Source organism: Kitasatospora sp. NPDC054795 (assembly GCF_053611565.1).
In genome coordinates, this window is sequence record NZ_JBSHAP010000097.1 from 2,254 (window position 1) to 20,942 (window position 18,689).

Annotated in this window: 14 protein-coding genes; 7 read left to right on the forward strand and 7 right to left on the reverse strand. The window is 72.0% G+C overall.

The annotated features are described in order from the left end of the window. Positions 1 to 122 precede the first annotated feature (122 nt). From ACWGJO_RS29345 to ACWGJO_RS29370, 6 genes are read right to left on the reverse strand one after another with little or no spacing between them, the layout of a single operon-like run. Complete coding sequence (locus ACWGJO_RS29345; RefSeq protein ID WP_452188261.1) at positions 123 to 3,302, reverse strand: amidohydrolase family protein; 3,180 nt, start codon at positions 3,300 to 3,302, stop codon at positions 123 to 125. An 11-nt stretch (positions 3,303 to 3,313) separates the two neighbouring features. After that, positions 3,314 to 4,189, reverse strand: a complete 876-nt coding sequence (locus tag ACWGJO_RS29350; RefSeq protein ID WP_452188263.1) for a N5-glutamine methyltransferase family protein — start codon at positions 4,187 to 4,189, stop codon at positions 3,314 to 3,316. Continuing rightward, on the reverse strand, positions 4,186 to 5,436 hold the full coding sequence (locus ACWGJO_RS29355; protein WP_452188265.1) for an aminotransferase class I/II-fold pyridoxal phosphate-dependent enzyme: 1,251 nt from the start codon (positions 5,434 to 5,436) through the stop codon (positions 4,186 to 4,188). The genes ACWGJO_RS29350 and ACWGJO_RS29355 overlap by 4 nt, the downstream gene beginning before the upstream one ends. Then, entirely contained in the window at positions 5,433 to 6,329 is an 897-nt protein-coding gene (locus ACWGJO_RS29360; RefSeq protein WP_452188267.1) for a prephenate dehydrogenase/arogenate dehydrogenase family protein, read from the reverse strand. Before ACWGJO_RS29360 ends, ACWGJO_RS29355 begins: the two co-directional genes overlap by 4 nt. Further along, entirely contained in the window at positions 6,326 to 8,437 is a 2,112-nt protein-coding gene (pabB, locus tag ACWGJO_RS29365; RefSeq protein ID WP_452188269.1) for an aminodeoxychorismate synthase component I, read from the reverse strand. The genes ACWGJO_RS29360 and pabB overlap by 4 nt, the downstream gene beginning before the upstream one ends. 37 nt (positions 8,438 to 8,474) lie before the next feature. Beyond that, positions 8,475 to 8,795, reverse strand: a complete 321-nt coding sequence (locus ACWGJO_RS29370; protein WP_452188290.1) for a chorismate mutase family protein — start codon at positions 8,793 to 8,795, stop codon at positions 8,475 to 8,477. Positions 8,796 to 9,009: 214 nt separating this feature from the next. Here ACWGJO_RS29370 and ACWGJO_RS29375 point away from each other — a divergent pair, with 214 nt between their 5' ends. Further along, complete coding sequence (locus ACWGJO_RS29375; RefSeq protein WP_452188270.1) at positions 9,010 to 10,680, forward strand: class I adenylate-forming enzyme family protein; 1,671 nt, start codon at positions 9,010 to 9,012, stop codon at positions 10,678 to 10,680. Between the two features lie 27 nt (positions 10,681 to 10,707). Here ACWGJO_RS29375 and ACWGJO_RS29380 read toward each other — a convergent pair whose 3' ends face one another. Next, complete coding sequence (locus ACWGJO_RS29380) at positions 10,708 to 11,289, reverse strand: GNAT family N-acetyltransferase (RefSeq protein WP_452188272.1); 582 nt, start codon at positions 11,287 to 11,289, stop codon at positions 10,708 to 10,710. Positions 11,290 to 11,396: 107 nt separating this feature from the next. On the opposite strand from ACWGJO_RS29380, the gene ACWGJO_RS29385 reads away from it, so the two are divergent. The 6 genes from ACWGJO_RS29385 (at position 11,397) to ACWGJO_RS29410 (ending at position 18,688) form a co-directional block, all read left to right on the forward strand. Next, positions 11,397 to 12,635 carry an MFS transporter gene (locus tag ACWGJO_RS29385; RefSeq protein ID WP_452188274.1) on the forward strand — a complete coding sequence of 413 codons (1,239 nt, stop codon included), beginning with the start codon at positions 11,397 to 11,399 and terminating at the stop codon, positions 12,633 to 12,635. Positions 12,636 to 12,879: 244 nt separating this feature from the next. Then, the gene (locus ACWGJO_RS29390) at positions 12,880 to 14,193 is read left to right on the forward strand and encodes a phenylacetate--CoA ligase family protein (protein ID WP_452188276.1); all 1,314 of its coding nucleotides are present in this window, start codon (positions 12,880 to 12,882) and stop codon (positions 14,191 to 14,193) included. After that, positions 14,190 to 15,554 carry a hypothetical protein gene (locus ACWGJO_RS29395; RefSeq protein ID WP_452188278.1) on the forward strand — a complete coding sequence of 455 codons (1,365 nt, stop codon included), beginning with the start codon at positions 14,190 to 14,192 and terminating at the stop codon, positions 15,552 to 15,554. Before ACWGJO_RS29390 ends, ACWGJO_RS29395 begins: the two co-directional genes overlap by 4 nt. A gap of 204 nt (positions 15,555 to 15,758) precedes the next feature. Further along, positions 15,759 to 16,964, forward strand: coding sequence for a cytochrome P450 (locus ACWGJO_RS29400; RefSeq protein WP_452188280.1), 1,206 nt, complete (start codon positions 15,759 to 15,761; stop codon positions 16,962 to 16,964). A gap of 3 nt (positions 16,965 to 16,967) precedes the next feature. After that, entirely contained in the window at positions 16,968 to 17,192 is a 225-nt protein-coding gene (locus ACWGJO_RS29405) for a ferredoxin (RefSeq protein WP_452188282.1), read from the forward strand. 215 nt (positions 17,193 to 17,407) lie between these two features. After that, entirely contained in the window at positions 17,408 to 18,688 is a 1,281-nt protein-coding gene (locus ACWGJO_RS29410; protein WP_452188284.1) for an esterase/lipase family protein, read from the forward strand. The last annotated feature ends 1 nt before the right edge of the window (position 18,689 follow it).

The following is an 18,689-nucleotide window of genomic DNA, read 5'->3' on the forward strand; positions in this document are numbered from 1 at the left end:
AACGCCTGTCCCGGGTGGGGTTCTAAACTGTCATTATCCTCCCGCCCCCCCCCTCTACTTTGGGGGTGGGCCCCCCCGGGGGGGGGGCGGGGGGGGGGGCCCGGGCCCCCCCCACCGCACGGTCAGTGCTGGCAGCACTGACGCATGCTCCACTCCGGACGGTGCCAGTACTGAGCGGGGTCCTGCGAGGCCGACGGCGCGGCCGGGCGAACGGTCACGACGGGCGTCCCGGCCGCCCCGGCCGCCTCCGCCGCCTTGGCCGCCTTGGCCGGCCGGAACGGCGCGAGGATCTCCGGCACCGTGCGGGTGACGCCGGCCACCATGACCGACCGCACCGCGGCCGCGGCGCGAATGTCGGTCAGCGGGTCGCCCTCGACCATGACCAGGTCGGCGATCCTCCCCGGCGCCACCGCGCCCAGCTGGTCGCCGTAGCCCAGCGCCCTGGCGGCGTTGCCGGTCGCGGTCATCAGCGCCTCGCGCGGAGTGAACCCGTACTTCACCAGCACGCGCAGGTTCTGGTGCGCGCTGACGCCGATGTCGTCCAGCGGCGCGTCGGTGCCGAAGACGACCAGGCCGCCCCCGCGGTGCACCCGCAGCAGCGCGTCCACCATGCCCTTGGTGATCCGCTGGTCGAGCTCGCTCTCCGGACCCGGCTGCGCGGCGCCGTCGGCCTTGGCCACCAGGCGCCGGTAGTCCCAGTCCGGGAACAGCACCTTGGTGCGCTCGTCCTCCACCAGCGACCGGTCGCCGGCGTACAGCTCGCTGGCGAAGATCATGGTCGACGACACCCACATGCCGCTGGCCACGAGCAGGTCCACCGCGTCCTGGGACATGCGGAAACCGGCGTAGCTCAGCGTGCGCGAGTAGTTCAGCCGATGGCCGCCACCGGGGTGCTCCATGCCGTCCAGGCCGGTGTGCGCCGCCGGGTACAGATAGTGCGAGGTGACCGGCACGCCCATCGCGTGCGCCCTGGCCACGATGCGCTGCTCGAAGGCCACCGGCATCCGCATGTACGACTTGATCTGGTCGTAGTCCAGCCCTTCCGCGCGGTCCAGTTCCCGCTCCAGCTGCTGGGCGGTGTGGACCGGCCGCATGCAGTTGTAGAAGGCCCGGCTGCCGTCCAGCGCCTGTCCCGAGCCGAGGTAGCGGGGGCCGACCCTGGTGCCGGCCTCCATCGCCTCCCGGTTCTCCACCATCTGGTACGCGAGGTCGCCGGGCGACTTGCTCGTGGTCACGCCGTAGGACAGCCACAGCCGCCCCTGCCGGTCGCCCCACTGCTTGCCGCGCATGTTCCAGTGGTTGTGGGTGTCGATCAGGCCGGGCATCACCGTCAGCCCGGAGGCGTCCACGATCCGCACGCCGCTGGGCACGCCGCCGCCCCTGGACAGCACCGCCTCGATCGTCGTGCCGCGCACCACGATGTCGACGTCGCGGCGCAGCTGCTCGCAGGTGCCGTCCCAGAGCGCGCCCGCGCGCACGACCGTGGGCTCGCTGACCCGTGCCGGGCGGTAGGTGAGGTCGGCGGTGATCGTGCGGGCCGGGCCGCCGTCGGGCCCGACGGTGCGCAGCACGCCGTTGCACAGGTAGACGACGGTGCCGTCCGCACTGATCGACAGCGAGTCGGTGACCTCGTCGGTCAGCTGCTGCGGCTCGCCGGTGATGGTGCCGTCGGCGGCCACCGGGACCCGCCAGGCGAGGCTCTCCGCGCCGAACACCAGGTGCCGGCCGTCGGAGGTCCACAGCGGGCCGTCGTTGTCGCGGGTGCTGATCGACCGGTCCGGCCCGATCTCCTGGTACCGGACCTTGTTGTCGGTCAGGTCCACGGTCAGCACCTGGTTGTTGCCGTTCGAGGTGCGCTTGGAGTACGGCATCAGCGCGGCCAGCGCGATCCTGCCGCCGTCCGGCGACCAGGTCGGCCGGCCCGGCTGGTAGAGCGCGGGCAGCACCTGGCGCACCGAGCGGTCGGCGACGTCGAACACCCAGGTCTGACCGGACTCGTCCTGGTAGGCGATCTTCGCGCCGTCCGGGGAGAACCGCGGCGCGAGCTGGCCGCCGGGCAGATCGGTGAGCCGGTCGGACCGCCCGGTCGCCAGGTCCAGCCGCCACAGGTTGGCGGTGCCGGCGCGGTCGCTGACGTAGACCAGGGACTTGCCGTCGGGCGCGAAGTCCGGATCGGCCGCGAAGAACCCGTCGTCCACGACCTTGCGGGGCCTGCCGCCGACCGGCAGCAGCCACAGCGCGTTCAGCGCGCGGAACGCCACCTGCTTGCCGTCCCGCGACACCGCGGGGTCGGCCATGCCCTTCGCCCGGCGCGACGCGTCCGACACGAGGTTCCGCCGCTTGCGCTGGTAGTTCCGCGCCGAGTACGGCAGTTCGGCGGTGAACGGGATCTCCCGCACGGCCCCGGAGAGCGAGCGGCGGCGCAGCCGGCCGCCGGAGCTGTAGACGAACTCCTGCGCCGAGGTCCACGACACCGGCAGCGGCGGCAGGTCCTCGCCGGTCACGATCGCCTTGGCCCCGAGCATCATCGTGGTCCCGGTGCCGCCCGCGCTCAGGTAGCTGACCTGGCCGTCCGGCGCGTAGACCGGCGAGTACACCAGGGCGTCGGCCGGTGCGCCGAGCAGTTGCCTGCGCACGCCCGAGCCCAGGTCCAGCTCCTCGATGGCGCCGTCACCGACGACGTAGGCCAGCTTCGTGCCGTCCGGGGACCACACCGGGGCCGCGTGCACCTCGTCGGCGTCGGTGACGGCGCGCTGCTGCCCGCTGGCGAGGTCCAGCACCCAGATCCGGCTGACGTGGTCGCGGTCGGAGGCGAAGGCCACCTGCTTGCCGTCGGGCGAGAAGCGCGGTTCCAGGTCGAAGCCCCAGCCGGTGGTGAGCCGGGTGAGCCCGGTGCCGTCGGCGTTGATCATCCACACGTCGTAGGCGGTGTCGAGGAAGGACTGGAACACGATCCGGCGCCCGTCGGGCGACCAGTGCGGCCGGGTCGCGTCGTGTTCCTCCGGCGTGATCCGCTGGGCCCGGCCGCCCGCGGCCGGCAGCAGCCAGATGCCGCCGGCGATGTCCACCGCGAGCCGGCGGCCGTCGGGGGACACCGCGACCCCGACGTTGGCGCTGTCCCGCACGGTCACGCTGCTCTCGCCGGGACGGCCGTCCGGCTGCGGCGTCTGCGCGGACGCGGGCACCGCGCCGGCGGGCACCGTGCCCGCGGTCAGCCACAGCGCGCCCGCGCCCGCGACGACCGCGCCGCCGCGCAGCACCTGGCGGCGGGAGAGCCTCTCGGATGGTGACGTGTGTTCCATGGTCTTCCTCGTTACTTTCTGCGCGCGGTGGTGTACCGGGGGGTGCCCCAGTGGTCCACGCCGTAGCTGATGCCGGTGAAGGCGTCCTGTTCCCGCAGCAGGGACATGACCACGTCGGCCTGCTCGTCGTCGTGTTCGATCGCGACGCCGCCGCCGGAACGCAGCAGCCGGGTGGCGGCCGCCACCACCGCGCGGATCACGACGAGTCCGTCCTGGCCGCCGAACAGCGCGGGCCACGGCTGGTGCTCCTGCCATTCCGGCGGCAGCACGACGCCGTCCACCACGAACGGCGGATTGGCCAGCAGCAGGTCCACCGTGCCGTCCAGGTCGGCGAACATCGCGGCGTCGGTGACATTGCCGGCGTGCAGGATGATCGGGGTGTCGCCCAGTTCCGCCTGCCGCGCGGCGTTGCGGCGCGCCCACGTCAGGGCCACCGGGTCGAGCTCGATGGCGTGCACGGTCGCGTCCGGCCGGGCGTGCGCGACCGCCAGGGCGATCGCCGCCGATCCGGTGCACAGGTCCACCGCGAGCGGCTTGGACACCTCGCTCACCACGTCCAGCCCCCAGGCCAGCAGCGGCTCGGTGTGCTTGCGGGGCACGAAGACGCCCGGGCCCACCGCGACCTCGACACCGCCGAGCACGGCACGGCCGGTCAGGTACTCCACCGGCGTGCGGTCGGCCCGGCGGGCGACCAGGTCCCGCAGCCGCGCCAGATCCTCCCGGCCGAGCGCGGCGTCGAGGGACAGCCGCTCCACGGCGCGGCCCAGCACGTACTCGGCCAGCTTCTCGGCGTCCCCGCGCGGCTGCCAGGCGCCGGCCTCGGCGAGGGTCTTCTCGGCGTCCGTCAGGAACGCACCCAGCGTCGGTTCACCAGTGTCGGCGGTCATCCGTTCCGGACTCCTTCCAGGATGTTCGCGGCCGTCTCCAGATGGCCGCGTTCGTGCAGCGAGGACAGGGCGAAGCGGATCAGACCGGTGCCCTTGGCCACGGTGGGGAAGAAGGCCGGCAGGATGAGCACCCCGGCCTCCTTCAGCGTGGTGGCCGCGCGGAAGGCCGCCTCCTCGGTGTCGAAGTGCGCACCGCGCACCGGGGACCGCAGACCGGCGTTGACGAGCCGATTGCCGGTCAGCTCGTCGAACACCTCGGTGTTGCGCCACAGCCGCTCCTGCAGCGCGGCGACCTCGCCGTCGAGGTGCAGCCGGGCCGAGGCGACGTTCGCGGCCAGCATCGGCAGCATGATCGAGTGCCCGAAGACCAGCGGGTTCGCGAACTTGCGCAGCACACGCACGTCGTCCTCGCTCGGCACCACCGCGAACCCGCCGCAGCCGCCGAACGCCTTGGACAGCGAGCCGGCGATGACCACGTTGGGCGGCAGCCAGTCGCCGAGCGCCTCGAAGGCGTAGCCGGCGCCGTGCTTGCCCGCGACGGAGATGCCGTGCGCGTCGTCGATGTAGAGGTGTCCGCCGTGGGGCGCCAGCGCCTCCAGGATCCCGGCGACGTCGATCAGACCGCCCATCGAGCCGACGCCGTCGATCAGCACGATCGGCGTGCGCCCGTCGCGACGGGCGTCGCGCAGCGCGGACTCCAGTGAGTCGGGCGTCTCCAGGTCGAACCGGCGCGCGGGGCCGATCTGGTCGAGGACCCCCCGCAGCACCTGCATCGAGGAGTGCGCGGTCCGGTCCACCAGGAAGGTCGCGCCGCCGGGCGCGATCGGGTAGCTGGGCAACGCGCCGGCGCCGAGCAGCGGCAGCAGTCCCAGGTGGACGGTTCCGACGGAGGTGAAGGGGACGACCTTGTTGCCGCGGTACACCGTGGAGAGCAGGTCCTCCAACTCGCCGAGGTAGTGCGGGCGCATCCGGTTGCGGGAGGTCGACAGGTGCACACCGAAGCGGCGCAGCGCCTCCTCGGCGGCCGTCACCAGCGCGGGGTGCTCCTCAAGACCGAGGTAGGAGCAGGACACGAACTCCAGCGCCTCGGTGCCGTCCGCCAGGCAGACCACCTTGCCGGGCTTGCGGCCGGTGACCACGTGCCCGGTCAGGCCCTGCTCGAACGCCACGTCCAGGGAGTCGGACGTCTTGTTGATGCGGGACTCGACCCAGTTGGCCGGCTGTGTCTCCTGCTGCGATTGGATCATGTCGCCTCGATTCGGGTGGACGCGGACAGGGCGTCGAACAGGTGGGCACAGGTGTCGCGGTGCTCGTCCAGGGCGGTGCCGAAGAGGTCGCGCAGCCGGCCCTGCGCCGCGGCGAACCCGGCTTCGTCGCCGCCGTCGATCAGGTCGGCCAGTCGGCGCACGGACGCGGCCAGCGCACCGCGGGCCCGCGCGGCGTCGGGATTGGCGACCTGGATGTCCCAGTACACCTCCGGTGTCCCGGAGGCGATCCTGGCCAGCAGGGCCAGCAGGGTCGCGTGCGGCGGCGGGGCGATCTCGCCGAGTTCGCCGATGTCGGTGCCGAGTTCCTCCAGCGCCAGCCCGAAACCGAGCACGCCGGCGTGGGTGAGCACCTGCGCGGCGGCGGTGAGCCGGTCGTGCCGCTCGGCGTCGAGCAGCACCGGTCGGCCGCCCCACTCGGCGAGCAGCCGCAGCAGTTCGGCCGCGGCCGGCCCGTCGTGCACCACGACGGTGGCGACCGGCTTGCCGGGAATGCCCAGGGCCGGCGCGAACATCGGGTTCAGGCTGACGGCCTGCACGCCTTCGACGCCCTGGAGCGCGGTCACCACGGCGTCCTTCACGGACAGCGTGTCCACCAGCAGGGCACCTGGACGCAGGTGCGGAGCGACGAGCGGGATCGCGGCCAGCCCCGTGCGCTCGGGCACCGCCAGCAGCACCAGGTCCGCCTTGCCCAGCTCCGCGACCAGGGCGTCACCGGGCGCGGTGATGTCCCCGGCGATGTCGCCGCCGGCCGGGTCCACCACGACGACCTCGGCGCCCGAACCGGCCAGCAGCGAGGCGAACATGCCGCCGACCGCGCCGGCGCCGCCCGCCACCAGACAACGCCGCAGCGACCGGACTCCGGCCCCGCTCATGCCAGTCCTCCCAGCGCGGGGCGCAGCGCCGTCGCCGCGACCGCGGTGAGCACCGCGCGCGATTTCACCACGGTCTCCTCGTACTCCTCGTCGGGGTCCGACAGCGCCACAATCGCGCCGCCGACGCCGAAGCTCATCCGTTCGCCGGTGGCGACCAGGGTCCGTATCACGATGCTCAGATCCGCGGCGCCGGACAGCGCGAACCAGCCCAGCGAGCCGCTGTAGACGCCGCGCGGCCCCTCCTCCAGCCGGTCGATGATCTCCATCGTGCGCACCTTCGGCGCACCGGTCATGGAGCCGCCGGGGAACGCCGCGCGCACGCAGCCGACCGCGCTCTCCTCCGCCCGCAGCGTGCCGCGGACGGTGGAGACCAGCTGGTGCACCGGCGCGTACGTCTCCACGTCGAACAGCACCGGGACGTGCACCGAGCCGATCTCGCACACCGTGTTCAGGTCGTTGCGCACCAGGTCGACGATCATCAGGTTCTCCGCGCGGTCCTTCTCGTGCGTGGAGAGGTCCAGCTTGAGCAGCTCGTCCTGGTCGGGAGTGCCGCCGCGGGGCCGGGTTCCCTTGATGGGCTTGGACTCCACGACGCCGTCGGCGCCGATCCGCAGGAACCGCTCCGGCGACGCGCTGAGCACCGCGACCTCGGCGAAGTCCAGGAAGGCCCCGTAGGGCACCGGGCTGATCCGGCGCAGCCGGGAGTAGGTGTGCCGGGGATCGATCCTCTCGTCCACGGTGACCGTGTTGGTCAGGCAGATCTCGTAGGACTCGCCGAGCCGGATCTCGTCGAGGCACTCCTCGATCCGCTTGAGGTAGCCCTCGCGGTCGTGGCGCGGACGGGCGGTCTCCCAGCCGGCCATGTCGGCGGCCTCGGCGCCGGCCAGCACACCTGTCCGGCCCGAGTCGTCCGCGGCGGACCCGTCGAGCCGGGACAGCCGAGCCGCCGTCTCGTCCAGCCAGCCGAGCGCGGCCGCCTCGTGCTCCGGGGTGCTCAACGCCAGCAGGTACGACCGGTGTTCCACGTGGTCGACGACCAGCGCGCGGTCGGCGAACAGCAGGGCGGCGTCGGGGGTGTCGGCCCGGTGCACCCGGGAGCCACCGGTCTCGGCCTTCAACTCGTAGCCCAGGTAACCGACGTAGCCCAGGTTGAAGTCGAACGGCAGACCGTCCGGTGCCGGCAGCGACCGCGCGGCCAGACTGTCCTGGAGGTAGCCGAAGAAGTCCCGGTGGACCTCCTCGACCCGGCCGTCCGAGTGGGTGACGGTGACCAGCCGCCGGCCGACGTCGTAGGAGATGTACTCGGCCAGCGGTCCGCTGTCGTCGCCCATGATCGAGAACCGCGAGCGTTCGTGGCGGGTCTCGCTGCTGTCCAGCCAGAAGCTGCGGGTGGAGCCGGAGAACAGTTCCCGGTGCGCCGCGTCCGGGTCCGGCTCGTGCGCCGTCTCGCGCACGTGCAGGCGCAGATCCGGCGTGGCGTCACCGCGCGCCGGCCGCGCGGCCGGCGGAGGCGGGGCGACGGCCGGAGCGGGGCGGGCGTCCATCGCGAGGTCGCGGAAGTTCGCCAGCAGCAGCCTGCCGTGCTCGCTGCTGATGGATTCGGGGTGGAACTGGACGCCCCACAGCGGGTCCGTCCGGTGGCGCAGGCCCATCAGCACGCCGTCCTCGGTCCACGCGGTGCGTTCGAGCACCTCGGGCAGGTCGGTGACGGTCAGCGAGTGGTAGCGCACCACCGAGAACGGCGTGGGCAGCCCGGCGAAGACGCCGTCGCCGGTGTGGTGCACCAGCGAGCTGCGGCCGTGCATGGGCTCGGGCGCGAGGCCGACCTTGCCGCCGAACAGGTTCGCGATGCCCTGGTGGCCGAGGCACACGCCGAGCACCGGCCGTCCCGAGTCGAGGACGGCGCGGGAGCTGATGCCGAAGTCACGGGCCCGGTCGGGCCGGCCGGGCCCGGGGGACACCACGATGCCGTCGAACTCGGCCATCCGCTCCGCCGGGAACTCGGCGTCGTTGCGCACCACGACCGGCGCCCGGCCGGTCACCTCGCCGAGCAGCTGGTACAGGTTGTAGGTGAACGAGTCGTAGTTGTCGATCAGCAGCATCCGCATTGCCCGGTCTGTCCTTCCTTCAGTGTGGCCGTGGCGCCTAGTTCGCCGGGGTGTTGCCCATGACCAGGTCCTCGACCCGGCAGGTCTCGGCGATGATCAGGTCGTACAGCCGGCGCAGGAAGTCCTGGTCGATCCCGTTGCGCTCGCCGTACCGCGCGGCCCGCTCCTGCACGATGCCGATGCGGTGCGGCTGCATCATCGGGACGCCGTGCTCCCTCTTGTGGTGGGCGATGCGCACACAGACGTCGATCCGGTCGCGCAGCACGTCCAGCAGACGGGCGTCGATGCCGTCCAGTTCGCCCCGCAGTTCCTCGAGTCGGCGGTCCGCTCCGCCGGATCGTGCCGCCGAATCCCCCATGGTCACCTGGAATCTCCTCGTGATCGTCTCGCCCACCGAAGGGCTCTTCCAGATGTACCTGCCAACAGCGGTCCGCAGGAGCCCGCGCGGCGGTTGCGGCAACAAACGCGGTCTCGCGCAACAACCGAGGTCCACATGCGCAAGAAAGACCTTGTCGCTTCCGGCACGTCCACGGACGATCGGTTCCCGGAAACCATCACCGGAAGGCGCGCCGATGACCTTGTCCGCTCGAACCCTGCTGTCCGCCGAGTCACGTGCGAAGCTCGCCGCGGATCCCCGTCTCGGGGGCGGGAACGTCCTGGAGTCGGCGCTGGCCGCCAGCCCGAACCCGGACCTGCCGTTCATCGCCACCGGCCGGCCGGTCGCCACCTGCGACGGCGGGACGACGACCGAGTTCAGCCTCCGCGGGCTGGACCGGCTCGTGCAGAGCTGGTCGGTCTGGTACCTCGACCGGGGCGTGCGGCCCCGGGACCGGGTCGCGGTCCACATCGAGGACTCCTTCGCGTACTCGGTCCACCTGCACGCGCTGGCGACCATCGGCGCGATCGCGGTGCTGATCAACAGCAAGGCCCCCAAGGAGAACGCGCTCGAACTGATCCGGCGCACCGAGCCGGTCGGCGTGTACACGACCCGCGGCCGGCGCGACCTCCTCGGCCCCGAGCTCGCCGAACTGCCGGGCTCGCGCTGGGTCGTACTGGCCGAGGACGTGCCCGCGCCGCCCCAGGCCGAGCTGGCCGCCGCCGCGCGGTTCCGGCACGCGCCCGACGACCCGGTCTCGATCCTGCATTCCTCGGGCACCACGGGCTTCCCCAAGCCGGTGGTGCAGACGCACGCGTCCAGCGTCGCCGGCCCGCGGTTCCGGCTCACGAACTACCTGGACTCGCCCGACGACCTGATGATGGCCGCACAGCCGCAGTCGCACCTGGGCTCGGTGGTGTACGTCAACTACGCCGTCCTGGCCGGCACGCCCATGGTCGCCCACTACGACCCCACCGGCGCCGACCTGGTCGACGCCATCCGCCGGTACCGACCGACCACGGTGATGGCCTTCGCGCACGCGTTCACGGAACTGGCCGACGTCGAGGTCGCCGACGGCGCGGTCGACTCGGTGGACAGCTGGGTGACCATGGGCGACGCCATCCACGAGGCCCACCTCAAGGCCATCCTGGGCAAGCGCGACGCCGAGCTGCCCTCCGCGGTGTTCTACGACCGCTTCGGCGCCACCGAACTGGGCTGGGGCCTGATGGTGCAGCCGCGATCGCTGGCCTCGCAGCGCAACGACCGCTGCATCGGCCGTCCCGACGCGCTGTCCGAGGTCGTCGTGCTGCGCCGGGACGGCACCACGGCCGACCGCGGCGAGATCGGACTGCTGGGCGCCAAGGGCCCCACCATCACCGCGGGGTACTGGAACGACTCCGACACCACCTACCGCAGCCGGCTGTCCGGGTACTGGCTGTCCGGCGACCTGGCGTACCAGGACGAGGCCGGCGACTTCTACCAGGTGGACCGGGCGGTGGACACCATCGAGACCGCGGCGGGCCCCGCGCACTCGGTGCAGATGGAGGAACTCCTGCTCAACGAGCTGCCGGTGATCGTGGACTGCACGGTCGTGGCCGGCCGGCACGGCGGGAACACGGTCGCGGTGGCGCTGGTCGCCGCCCACGGCGAGCGCCTCGACCCGTCGCAGCTGCTCGCCTCGGCCAACACCGTGCTCGGCGCGGCCGGCCACCCCACGCTGGCCGTGCTCGAACTGACCCGCTCCGTCACCGACATCCCGCAGGGCGTCACCGGCAAGGTGCTCAAGCGTCAGCTCCGTGAACGCTACGACACGCTCGCGGACTACCTCCGCGCGAGCGACCCCGCCGCGGTGGCCACCACCCTCTAGGCGGGCGGCCACCACGACGTGCGGACGTCATCCCCGGGCGACCGGAGCTCCCTCGGCGATGACGTCCGCGCCGGCCCACTCGGTGCCCAGCATCGCGTACACGGCCAGGTCCGCCCGCTGGCCCTTGAGCATCTCGCCCTGCACGAAGAACGCCTCCCGACGCATGCCGAGACGCTCCATCAGCCGCATCGACGAAACGTTGTTCCCGTTGCACATGCCGACCACCCGGTGGAAGCCGTACCGCTCGAACGCCAGCCGCAGCACCTCGCGGCCGGCTTCGGTGGCGTACCCGCGGCCGCCGTGGTCGGGGTTCATCACGAAACCGATCTCGGCGCGGCCCAGTTCGGCGCTCAGCCAGTCCAGGTTGAACTCGCCGATGAGCCGGCCGGACTCGCGCAGCTCCACCGCGACGGCCAGGTTGTCGCCCTCCCCGGCCAGCTCGGACTCCGAGATCCTGGTGGCCAGCGCGGTGCGCGTCTCCTCGCGGGTGCGGGCGTCCCACAGCAGGTACCGGGTCACGTCCGGACGGCGCTGGATGTCGTGCAGGTCGTCGATATCCGCCTCGGTGAAGGAACGCAGCACCAGCCGGTCAGTGACAACAGGATCCACGGGTGAGACTCCGAATTGGATTATTCGATGAATGGTCCAGCGGATACTAGCATCCGAATATCGGCATTTAGGGGAATCGTGAACACCTTGTTCCGCGGAGTACGCCGGTGATCCGTCGACTGCCGTTGATCGCACTCGTCGCCGCGTGCGGCGTCTCCTCGTGCGGCGCGACGATGACGATGATCGCCCTTCCCTGGTTCGTGCTGTCCAGAACCGGCAGCGGCCTCCAGACCGGGGCCGTGGCCGCCGCCGAAACGCTCGGGCTGGTCCTCTCGGTGGTGCTGGTCGGCCCGCTGCTGGACCGGTACGGCGCGTGGCGCGGCAGCATCATGGCCGACCTGGCGGCCTCCGTCGCGGTGATGGCGATCCCGGCCGCGGAGGCACTGGACCTGCTGTCGCTGCCGGTGCTCGTGGTCCTGGTGTTCGGGATCGGCGCCGGCCGAGCGCCCTCCCGCAGCGCCAAACAGGTGCTGCTGCCCGCCGTGCTGGCCGCGACCGGCGTCCGCGTCGAGCGGGGCACCAGCGCGGAGGAGTCCGCGCTGCGCACCGGAGACCTGCTCGGCGCGCCGCTCGGCGGCATTCTGATCGGGCTGATCGGACCCACCTGGGTCCTGCTGGCCGACGGCGCGGCGCTGCTCACCGCGGCGGCGCTGGTGGGCCTCCTGGTCCGGCCCGCGGCCGCCGCCGGACGCGAGCCGGCCGGCGGTGCGCACGGCTACCTGCGGGAGCTCAAGCAGGCCGCCGAGCACTTCCGGCGCGACCGGTTGCTGCTGGTCATCGGCGTGCAGTGCGCGGCGTTGAACGCCCTCACCGTCGGACTGCTCTCGGTGCTGCTGCCCGCCTACGGACTGACCGTGTGGCATGACAGCACGCTGGTCGGCGTGCTGATCGCCGCGTCCAGCGGCGCCAGCATCCTGGGCACGGCGCTGTACGGCTGGCTGGGCGACGGCGGCCGCCGGTGGCGGGTGTTCGCGATCTGCTCCCTGGTCTCCGGCGCGCCCGTCTTCCTGGCCGTGGCGGCCGACCCGCACCCGGTGCTGCTGGTGCTGGTGGTCTCGGCCTGCATGATGGCGAACGGCCCGATCAACCCGGTGATCGCCGCGGTCAAGTACGCCCGGGTGCCCGAGGGGCTGCGCGGCCGGGTGTTCGCGGCGTTCCACGCCTCGGCCAACGCGGCCATGCCGGTGGGACTGCTGCTGGCCGGGGTGCTGCTGGACGCGGCCGGGCCGACCGCCGCGGTGCTCGTGCTCGGCGGGCTCTGCCTGCTCGTTTCGCTGTGGCCGTTCGTGTTCCGGGTTTGGCGGGAGTTGGACGAACCGGAACGCCTCCCGTCGACGGTCGGATAATTCGCGCAACAAATGCGGCCCCCAGCAAAAAATGCCGCCCCATAACGCAAAGAAGCCGGTCGTCCGGTCGTCCGGCGGAATCTAGTGTTCGGGCGTCGACGGAATGGGAATGGGACCACGCGAATGCCCGGCGCGGCCGGCCCGTCGGCGCCGGGGCCGCCCGGGCGAGGACGCGCCGCGCGGAGCCGTCCGGGCAGGCACGGCGACCGTGCGCGACGAGATCAGCACACAACGGAGGTTCCCGATGAACACCGGCATTCGGCTCGCCGCCGACCTGGACGCCATCAGCCGGGAGGAGATCGAGCGACTGCGGGCGCACAACTTCACGCGGTTGGTGACCGCGGCCCGGCGCACGCCCGCGGTGCTGCGCCGCTGGCCCGGGCTCGACTCCGTGCACAGCCTGGACCGGTTGCCGGAACTGCCCGTGCTGACCCCGTCCGCGCTGGCCGACGGCTGTCCGCCGCACTCGGCGGAGTTCCTGATCGACGGCGACCAGCCCGGCATGGTGCTTCGTTCGAGCGGGACCTCCAGCAAGGTCAAGATGATGTACCACTCCTGGGCGTTCAACGAGCAGGTGTCCGCGCTCGGCGCGCGCGGGCTGCGCGCGACCCTGCCCGAGCCGCCCCGCCGGGTGGCGAACTGCCTCTACGGGGCCGAACTCAACGGATCCTTCCTGTTCACCCAGGAGGTCGCTCGGCTGCTCGGCGCGCGGGTGTACCCCCTGGGCAACGTCACCAGCGTCACGGAGACGGCGAAGATGATCTCCGAGCACGCGATCGACACCTTGGCCGCGCCGCCGGGGTACGGGGTGGACCTGCTCACCGGAACGCCCCCGGACCTGCTCGCCTCGATGCGGACCTACCTCTACATCGGGGAGAGCCTCGGCGCCAGCCGCACCGCGGCGCTCACCGCCGCCCTGCCCGGACTGACGGTGCGCTCGCTGGCCTACTCCACCACCGAGACCGGGCCCATCGGCTACCAGTGCCAGTGGCTGTCCGGCAACGACCACCACGTGCACGAGGACGCGATGGTGGTGGAGATCGTCGACGAGGAGACCGGGCTCGCCGTGGCCACCGGCGAGGAGGGCGAGGTCCTGGTCACGCCGCTGAGCGACACCGGCATGGCCCTGTTCCGCTACGCCATCGGCGACCGGGGCCGGCTGAGCACGCAGCCGTGCCGCTGCGGCAGCCAGGCCTCCGTGCTCACCCTGCTCGGCCGGGCCCGGCAGTCGCTGAACGTGGACTCCGAGACCGTCTCCGCCGACCAGTTGATGTCGCGGCTCGCCCGGTTGGGCATCACCGATCCCGCCGACTGCCAGTTGCAGGTGCTCTGGACCGTCAACCGGTACCGGGTGCGGCTGCTGCTGTCACCGAGCACACCCGCGGACATCACCGTCGACGCGGTGGTCGCGGCCTTCGCCGACACCGTCGAGCTCAACCAGATCGTCACCGGCCCGCGCTGCCTGGGGTTCACCGTGGAGCACGTCGAGCGCGGCGACTTCGAGCGCACCGAGCGCGGCAAGGTGCCCACCCTCTACCAGCGAACGGTCACCGCATGAACCGGAACCCCTGCCCCGTCACCCGGTCCTACCTGGACGAATGCGCAGCCGAGGGGCGCGACGGCCTGCGCGGGGTCGTCGACCACCTGCGGTTCCCGCCGCACTTCACCGCGGCCTTCGACGGACGGGTGCTCGGCCGGCCGCTGTTCGTCGAGGAGACCGAGATCCGCGGCGTCGCCGACCGGCTCATGCGGTTCCACGACCTGATCGTCTCCCTGCCCGGCAGGCTCCACGGTGGCGACGTGTTCGCCTACGGCGAGGCGCTCGGGCTCGACCGCCGGTCGGTGGAGATCGTCCGCCGGAACGGACTCGTGCCGCCGATCCCGTACGGCCGGGCCGACCTGCACCGCGACGGCGACTCCTGGCGGCTGCTGGAGTTCAACATCGGCGCCGACCTCGGCGGCATGGAACGGACCGGCGACATCCCGCGGGCGCTGATGGACGTGCCCAGGTTCCGGGAGTTCGCCGAGAAGCACCGGCTGACCTACCCCGACATCGGGGCGGGCATCGCCCGCATGCTCACCCGCTGCGCCGAGAGCGTCTCCGCCGCCGGCACGCCGGTGGTCGTGATGCTGGAGAGCAACGGCCGGGTGGCCCGGTACCGGAAGTACATGCTGCCCTTCCAGGAGTACATGCGGGGCAAGGGAATCGACCTCCGACTGGCCGAGGTGGGCGAGTTGAGCTCGCCGGGCGGGAAGATCCACCTGGACGGCACCCCGGTGGACGTGATCCTCCGCTACGTGTCGGTGGACCAGATCCTCGCCGATCCGGAGGTCGCCGCGGCCATGGAGCCGGTCTTCCGCGCCCACGAGGAGGGCCGGACCGTGCAGCTGACCCCGATCTGTACCGACCTGCACGGCAACAAGGGCATCCTGCCGATGCTGCACGACCCCCGGTTCCGGGCCGCCCTGGCCGAGGACGAGCTGGCCCTGATCGACGGAATGCTGCCGTGGACGCGGTCGATGGCCGAGGGCACGGTCGAGGTGGACGGCGACGTGGTCGATCTGATCGATTACTGCCGCGCCCATCGGGAGGACCTGATCCTCAAGCCGAACAACGACGCGCGCGGCGGCGGCATCGTCGCCGGCTGGGAGACGTCCGACGGGGACTGGCGGCGGGCCCTGACGGAGTGCGACCGGCGACGGTTCCTGGTGCAGCGCAAGGCCCCGGCGCAGCCGGAGCCGGTGCAGGACGCGGAGACCGGCGAGGTGCGGGACTGGCTCGCGACCTGGGGCGTCTACCTGACCGACGAGGGGTACGCGGGCACCTACATCCGCGCGCTGTCCGAGTCCGCCGGCAGCGCGGTCGTCGGCTGGGACGCGCTGCCGCAGCTCACCGCCGTGTTCAGCTACCCGGCCTGACCCGTACTCGCGGGCGAGCCCGGGCGCGGCATTGCCTTAACCTTCATCCATTGCAACGATCCATTGCGTTCGAGTTCAGCGTCATTGCATCAATTTACCGTCGCTGAGCTGGAAAGACGCGTTCCGTGCGATTGACGTCAAGTCAGAAACGGCCGTAGCTTTCCATTAATCCGAACGTACGGCAACGCGAAACGAGGAACGGCCATGGGTGAATCCCCGCACACCGTCACGACCATGCCGGTGGCACGCCGCCCCGGCTGTCCCTTCGACCCGCCCGCCGAGCTGATCGACGCCCGCCGGCACGCGCCGATGAGCCGCTACACCTTCCCCGGCGGGCGGCCCGGCTGGCTGGTCACCGGATACGACCTGGTCAGGGCGGTGCTGGCCGACACGAGGTTCAGCTCGCGCAAGGACCTGATGCTCCACCCGACCATCGACTACGGCGACTTCCAGATCCCGCCGGCGCCGCCCGGGGAGTTCGTCCTCATGGACGAGCCCCAGCACAGCCGCTACCGCAAGCCCCTGACGGGCAAGTTCACCGTACGGCGGATGCGGCTGCTCACCGAGCGCATCGAGCAGGTGACCACCGCCCGCCTGGACGCCATGGAGGCGGCCGGGCCCCCGGCGGACCTGGTGACCGCGTTCGCCAAGCCCATCCCCGCCATCGTGATCTGCGAACTGCTCGGGGTGCCGTACGAGGACCGGGGCTCCTTCCAGGAGCAGGTCGACTCGTTCATGAACGGGGAGACGAGCGACGAGGACATCATGGCGGCCTACGCCTCGACCCAGGAGTACCTGGCCGAGCTGGTGGCCGCCAAGCGCGCCGACCCCACCGACGACGTGCTCAGCGACCTCACCGACAGCGATCTGACCGACGAGGAGCTGAAGGGGATCAGCCTGATCCTGCTCGCGGCCGGTCTCGACACCACCGCGAACATGCTGGCCCTCGGAACCTTCGCGCTGCTGCGCAACCCGGACCAACTGGCCGCGCTGCGGGGCGATCCCGCGCTCGCCGACCGGGCCGTGGAGGAACTGCTGCGGTACCTGAGCGTCGCCAAGACCTTCATGCGGACGGCCCTGGAGGACGTCGAACTCGGCGGCCGGACCGTCAGGGCCGGTGAGCGGCTGATCCTCTCGTTCAACACCGCCAACCGCGATCCCGAGCGCTTCCCCGATCCCCATGTGCTCGACCTGCGCAGGCAGGACGGCGGACACCTGGCCTTCGGCCACGGCATCCACCAGTGCCTGGGCCAACAGCTGGCCCGCATCGAGATGCGGGTCGCCTTCCCCGCGCTGCTCGACCGCTTCCCGACGCTGCGCCTGGCCGTACCGCCCGAGGAGGTCTCCCTGCGCCCGGAGATCGCGGACATCTACGGCGTGAAGAGCCTCCCCGTCACCTGGGACGCGTGATCGATGAGGATCACCGTGGACGCCGGCCGCTGCATCGGCTCCGGAATGTGCGTCCTGACGGCCGGCGAGGTCTTCGACCAGCGCGAGGAGGACGGCACGTCGGTCGTGCGGCAACCCGAGCCTCCGGCCGGGGCGTTGGACGCGGTTCGCGAGGCGGTCGCACTGTGCCCCGCCTCGGCGATCAGTCTGACGGCCGACCCGCGGCACCAGGACGTGTCCGACGCATGACCGTCCGGTGGAGGAACGGCGGGGTCCTCCGCCCGGCGGGGGCGGACCTCGGCGGCGACCGGTCTCCGTGAAGAGTGGAGCCGGGTCCCGCCTCCGGCCAGGTGGTGGACACCCATACCGGAACGCCGGAGGTATGTGACGCCTCCATAGGGACGGCACTGCGGCGTCCGTAGCGTGTCGCGCACTTGGCCCCCGGTGTGGAGGAGTGAACGCGTATGCGAAGGAACGGGCGTGGCAGGCGAAGAGGACTGGGCTGGGTGCTCGCGGGCGTCCTGGCGCTGATCGGTGCGGCCGTCCCGGCGGGTCCGGCCGCGGCCGCGGTGCCGGCCAACCTGACCCTGGAGGCGACCTACAGCACCGTCGCCAACGGCTGGGACCGGGTCGAGCGCTACCTCGACACCACCACCGGCTTCCGGCAGGAGCAGTACCCGCCGGACGGCCGCGGCGACCAGGACGGCCAGCGGCTCACCTTCTTCGGCGGCGTCAAGCAGCCCTTCTCCGGCCGTTTCCTGCTCTACTCGGCCCCGGGCTGGAACACCGGCGCGCACCAGGTCCCGGTGCTGCTGGTGCACGGCGCCAACGACAACCCGGACCGGGCCTGGGCCAACCCCGGCGAGTCCGGCGGCTACGGCTGCGGCTCCATGTCCTGCCCGAACACCGGGCTGATGCAGAACCTGGCCGGGCAGGGCTACCGGGTCTTCGCGATCGGCTTCGCGCACAAGCAGGGCGACAACCTGATGCAGGCCCAGGAGGTCGGCGACGCCGTCGCGCTGATCCGTGCCAAGCTCGGCGTCCCGCAGGTGGACGTGGTGGGCTGGAGCAAGGGCGAGATGTCCTCGCGGGCCTACGTGTCCTCGGTGAAGCCCTCCTGGGGCCGCCCGTACGCGGGCGACGTGCGCAAGCTGATCACCCTCGGCGGCCCGAACGGCGGCTACGACTACCCGTTCGCGCACGGGTGGGCGCACGACTTCTCGATCTGGCCGCAGTGCGGCGGTGCGGTCAACGCCCCGTCCCCGCACCTGCGCATGACCTGCTACGGCACCTACACCGCGCACCCGGAGTTCTCCTTCACCCCCTCGGGCGGCTACGACAACTACCCGGGGCAGCGGCAGATGCTGGCCCGCTGGGACTCGGTGTTCGGCATCGACCAGACCCAGCAGGACTGGTACACGACCTACTACGGCGGCCAGGGCTTCTACACCGACGGCGGCGGCATCCAGGCCGCGATCAACGCCGGCTCGCTGATCGCCCCGCTGCACCAGGCCGGGGTGCCCTCCTCGGTGACGGCCTACCTCCTGGCCGGCGGCACGCCCAGCATCGTCGGGATCTTCAACGAGAACCGCGGGCCCAGCGACGGCGTGGTCTTCGTGGCCAGCGCCCTGGACAAGACCGGCTTCGGCACCGTCGGCGGCACCGCGCTGATCGCCCTCGCCAACCACCTGCAACTCGGCTGGGACAACGCGGCGAGCGCGCAGGTCGCCAGTTGGCTGAACTGAG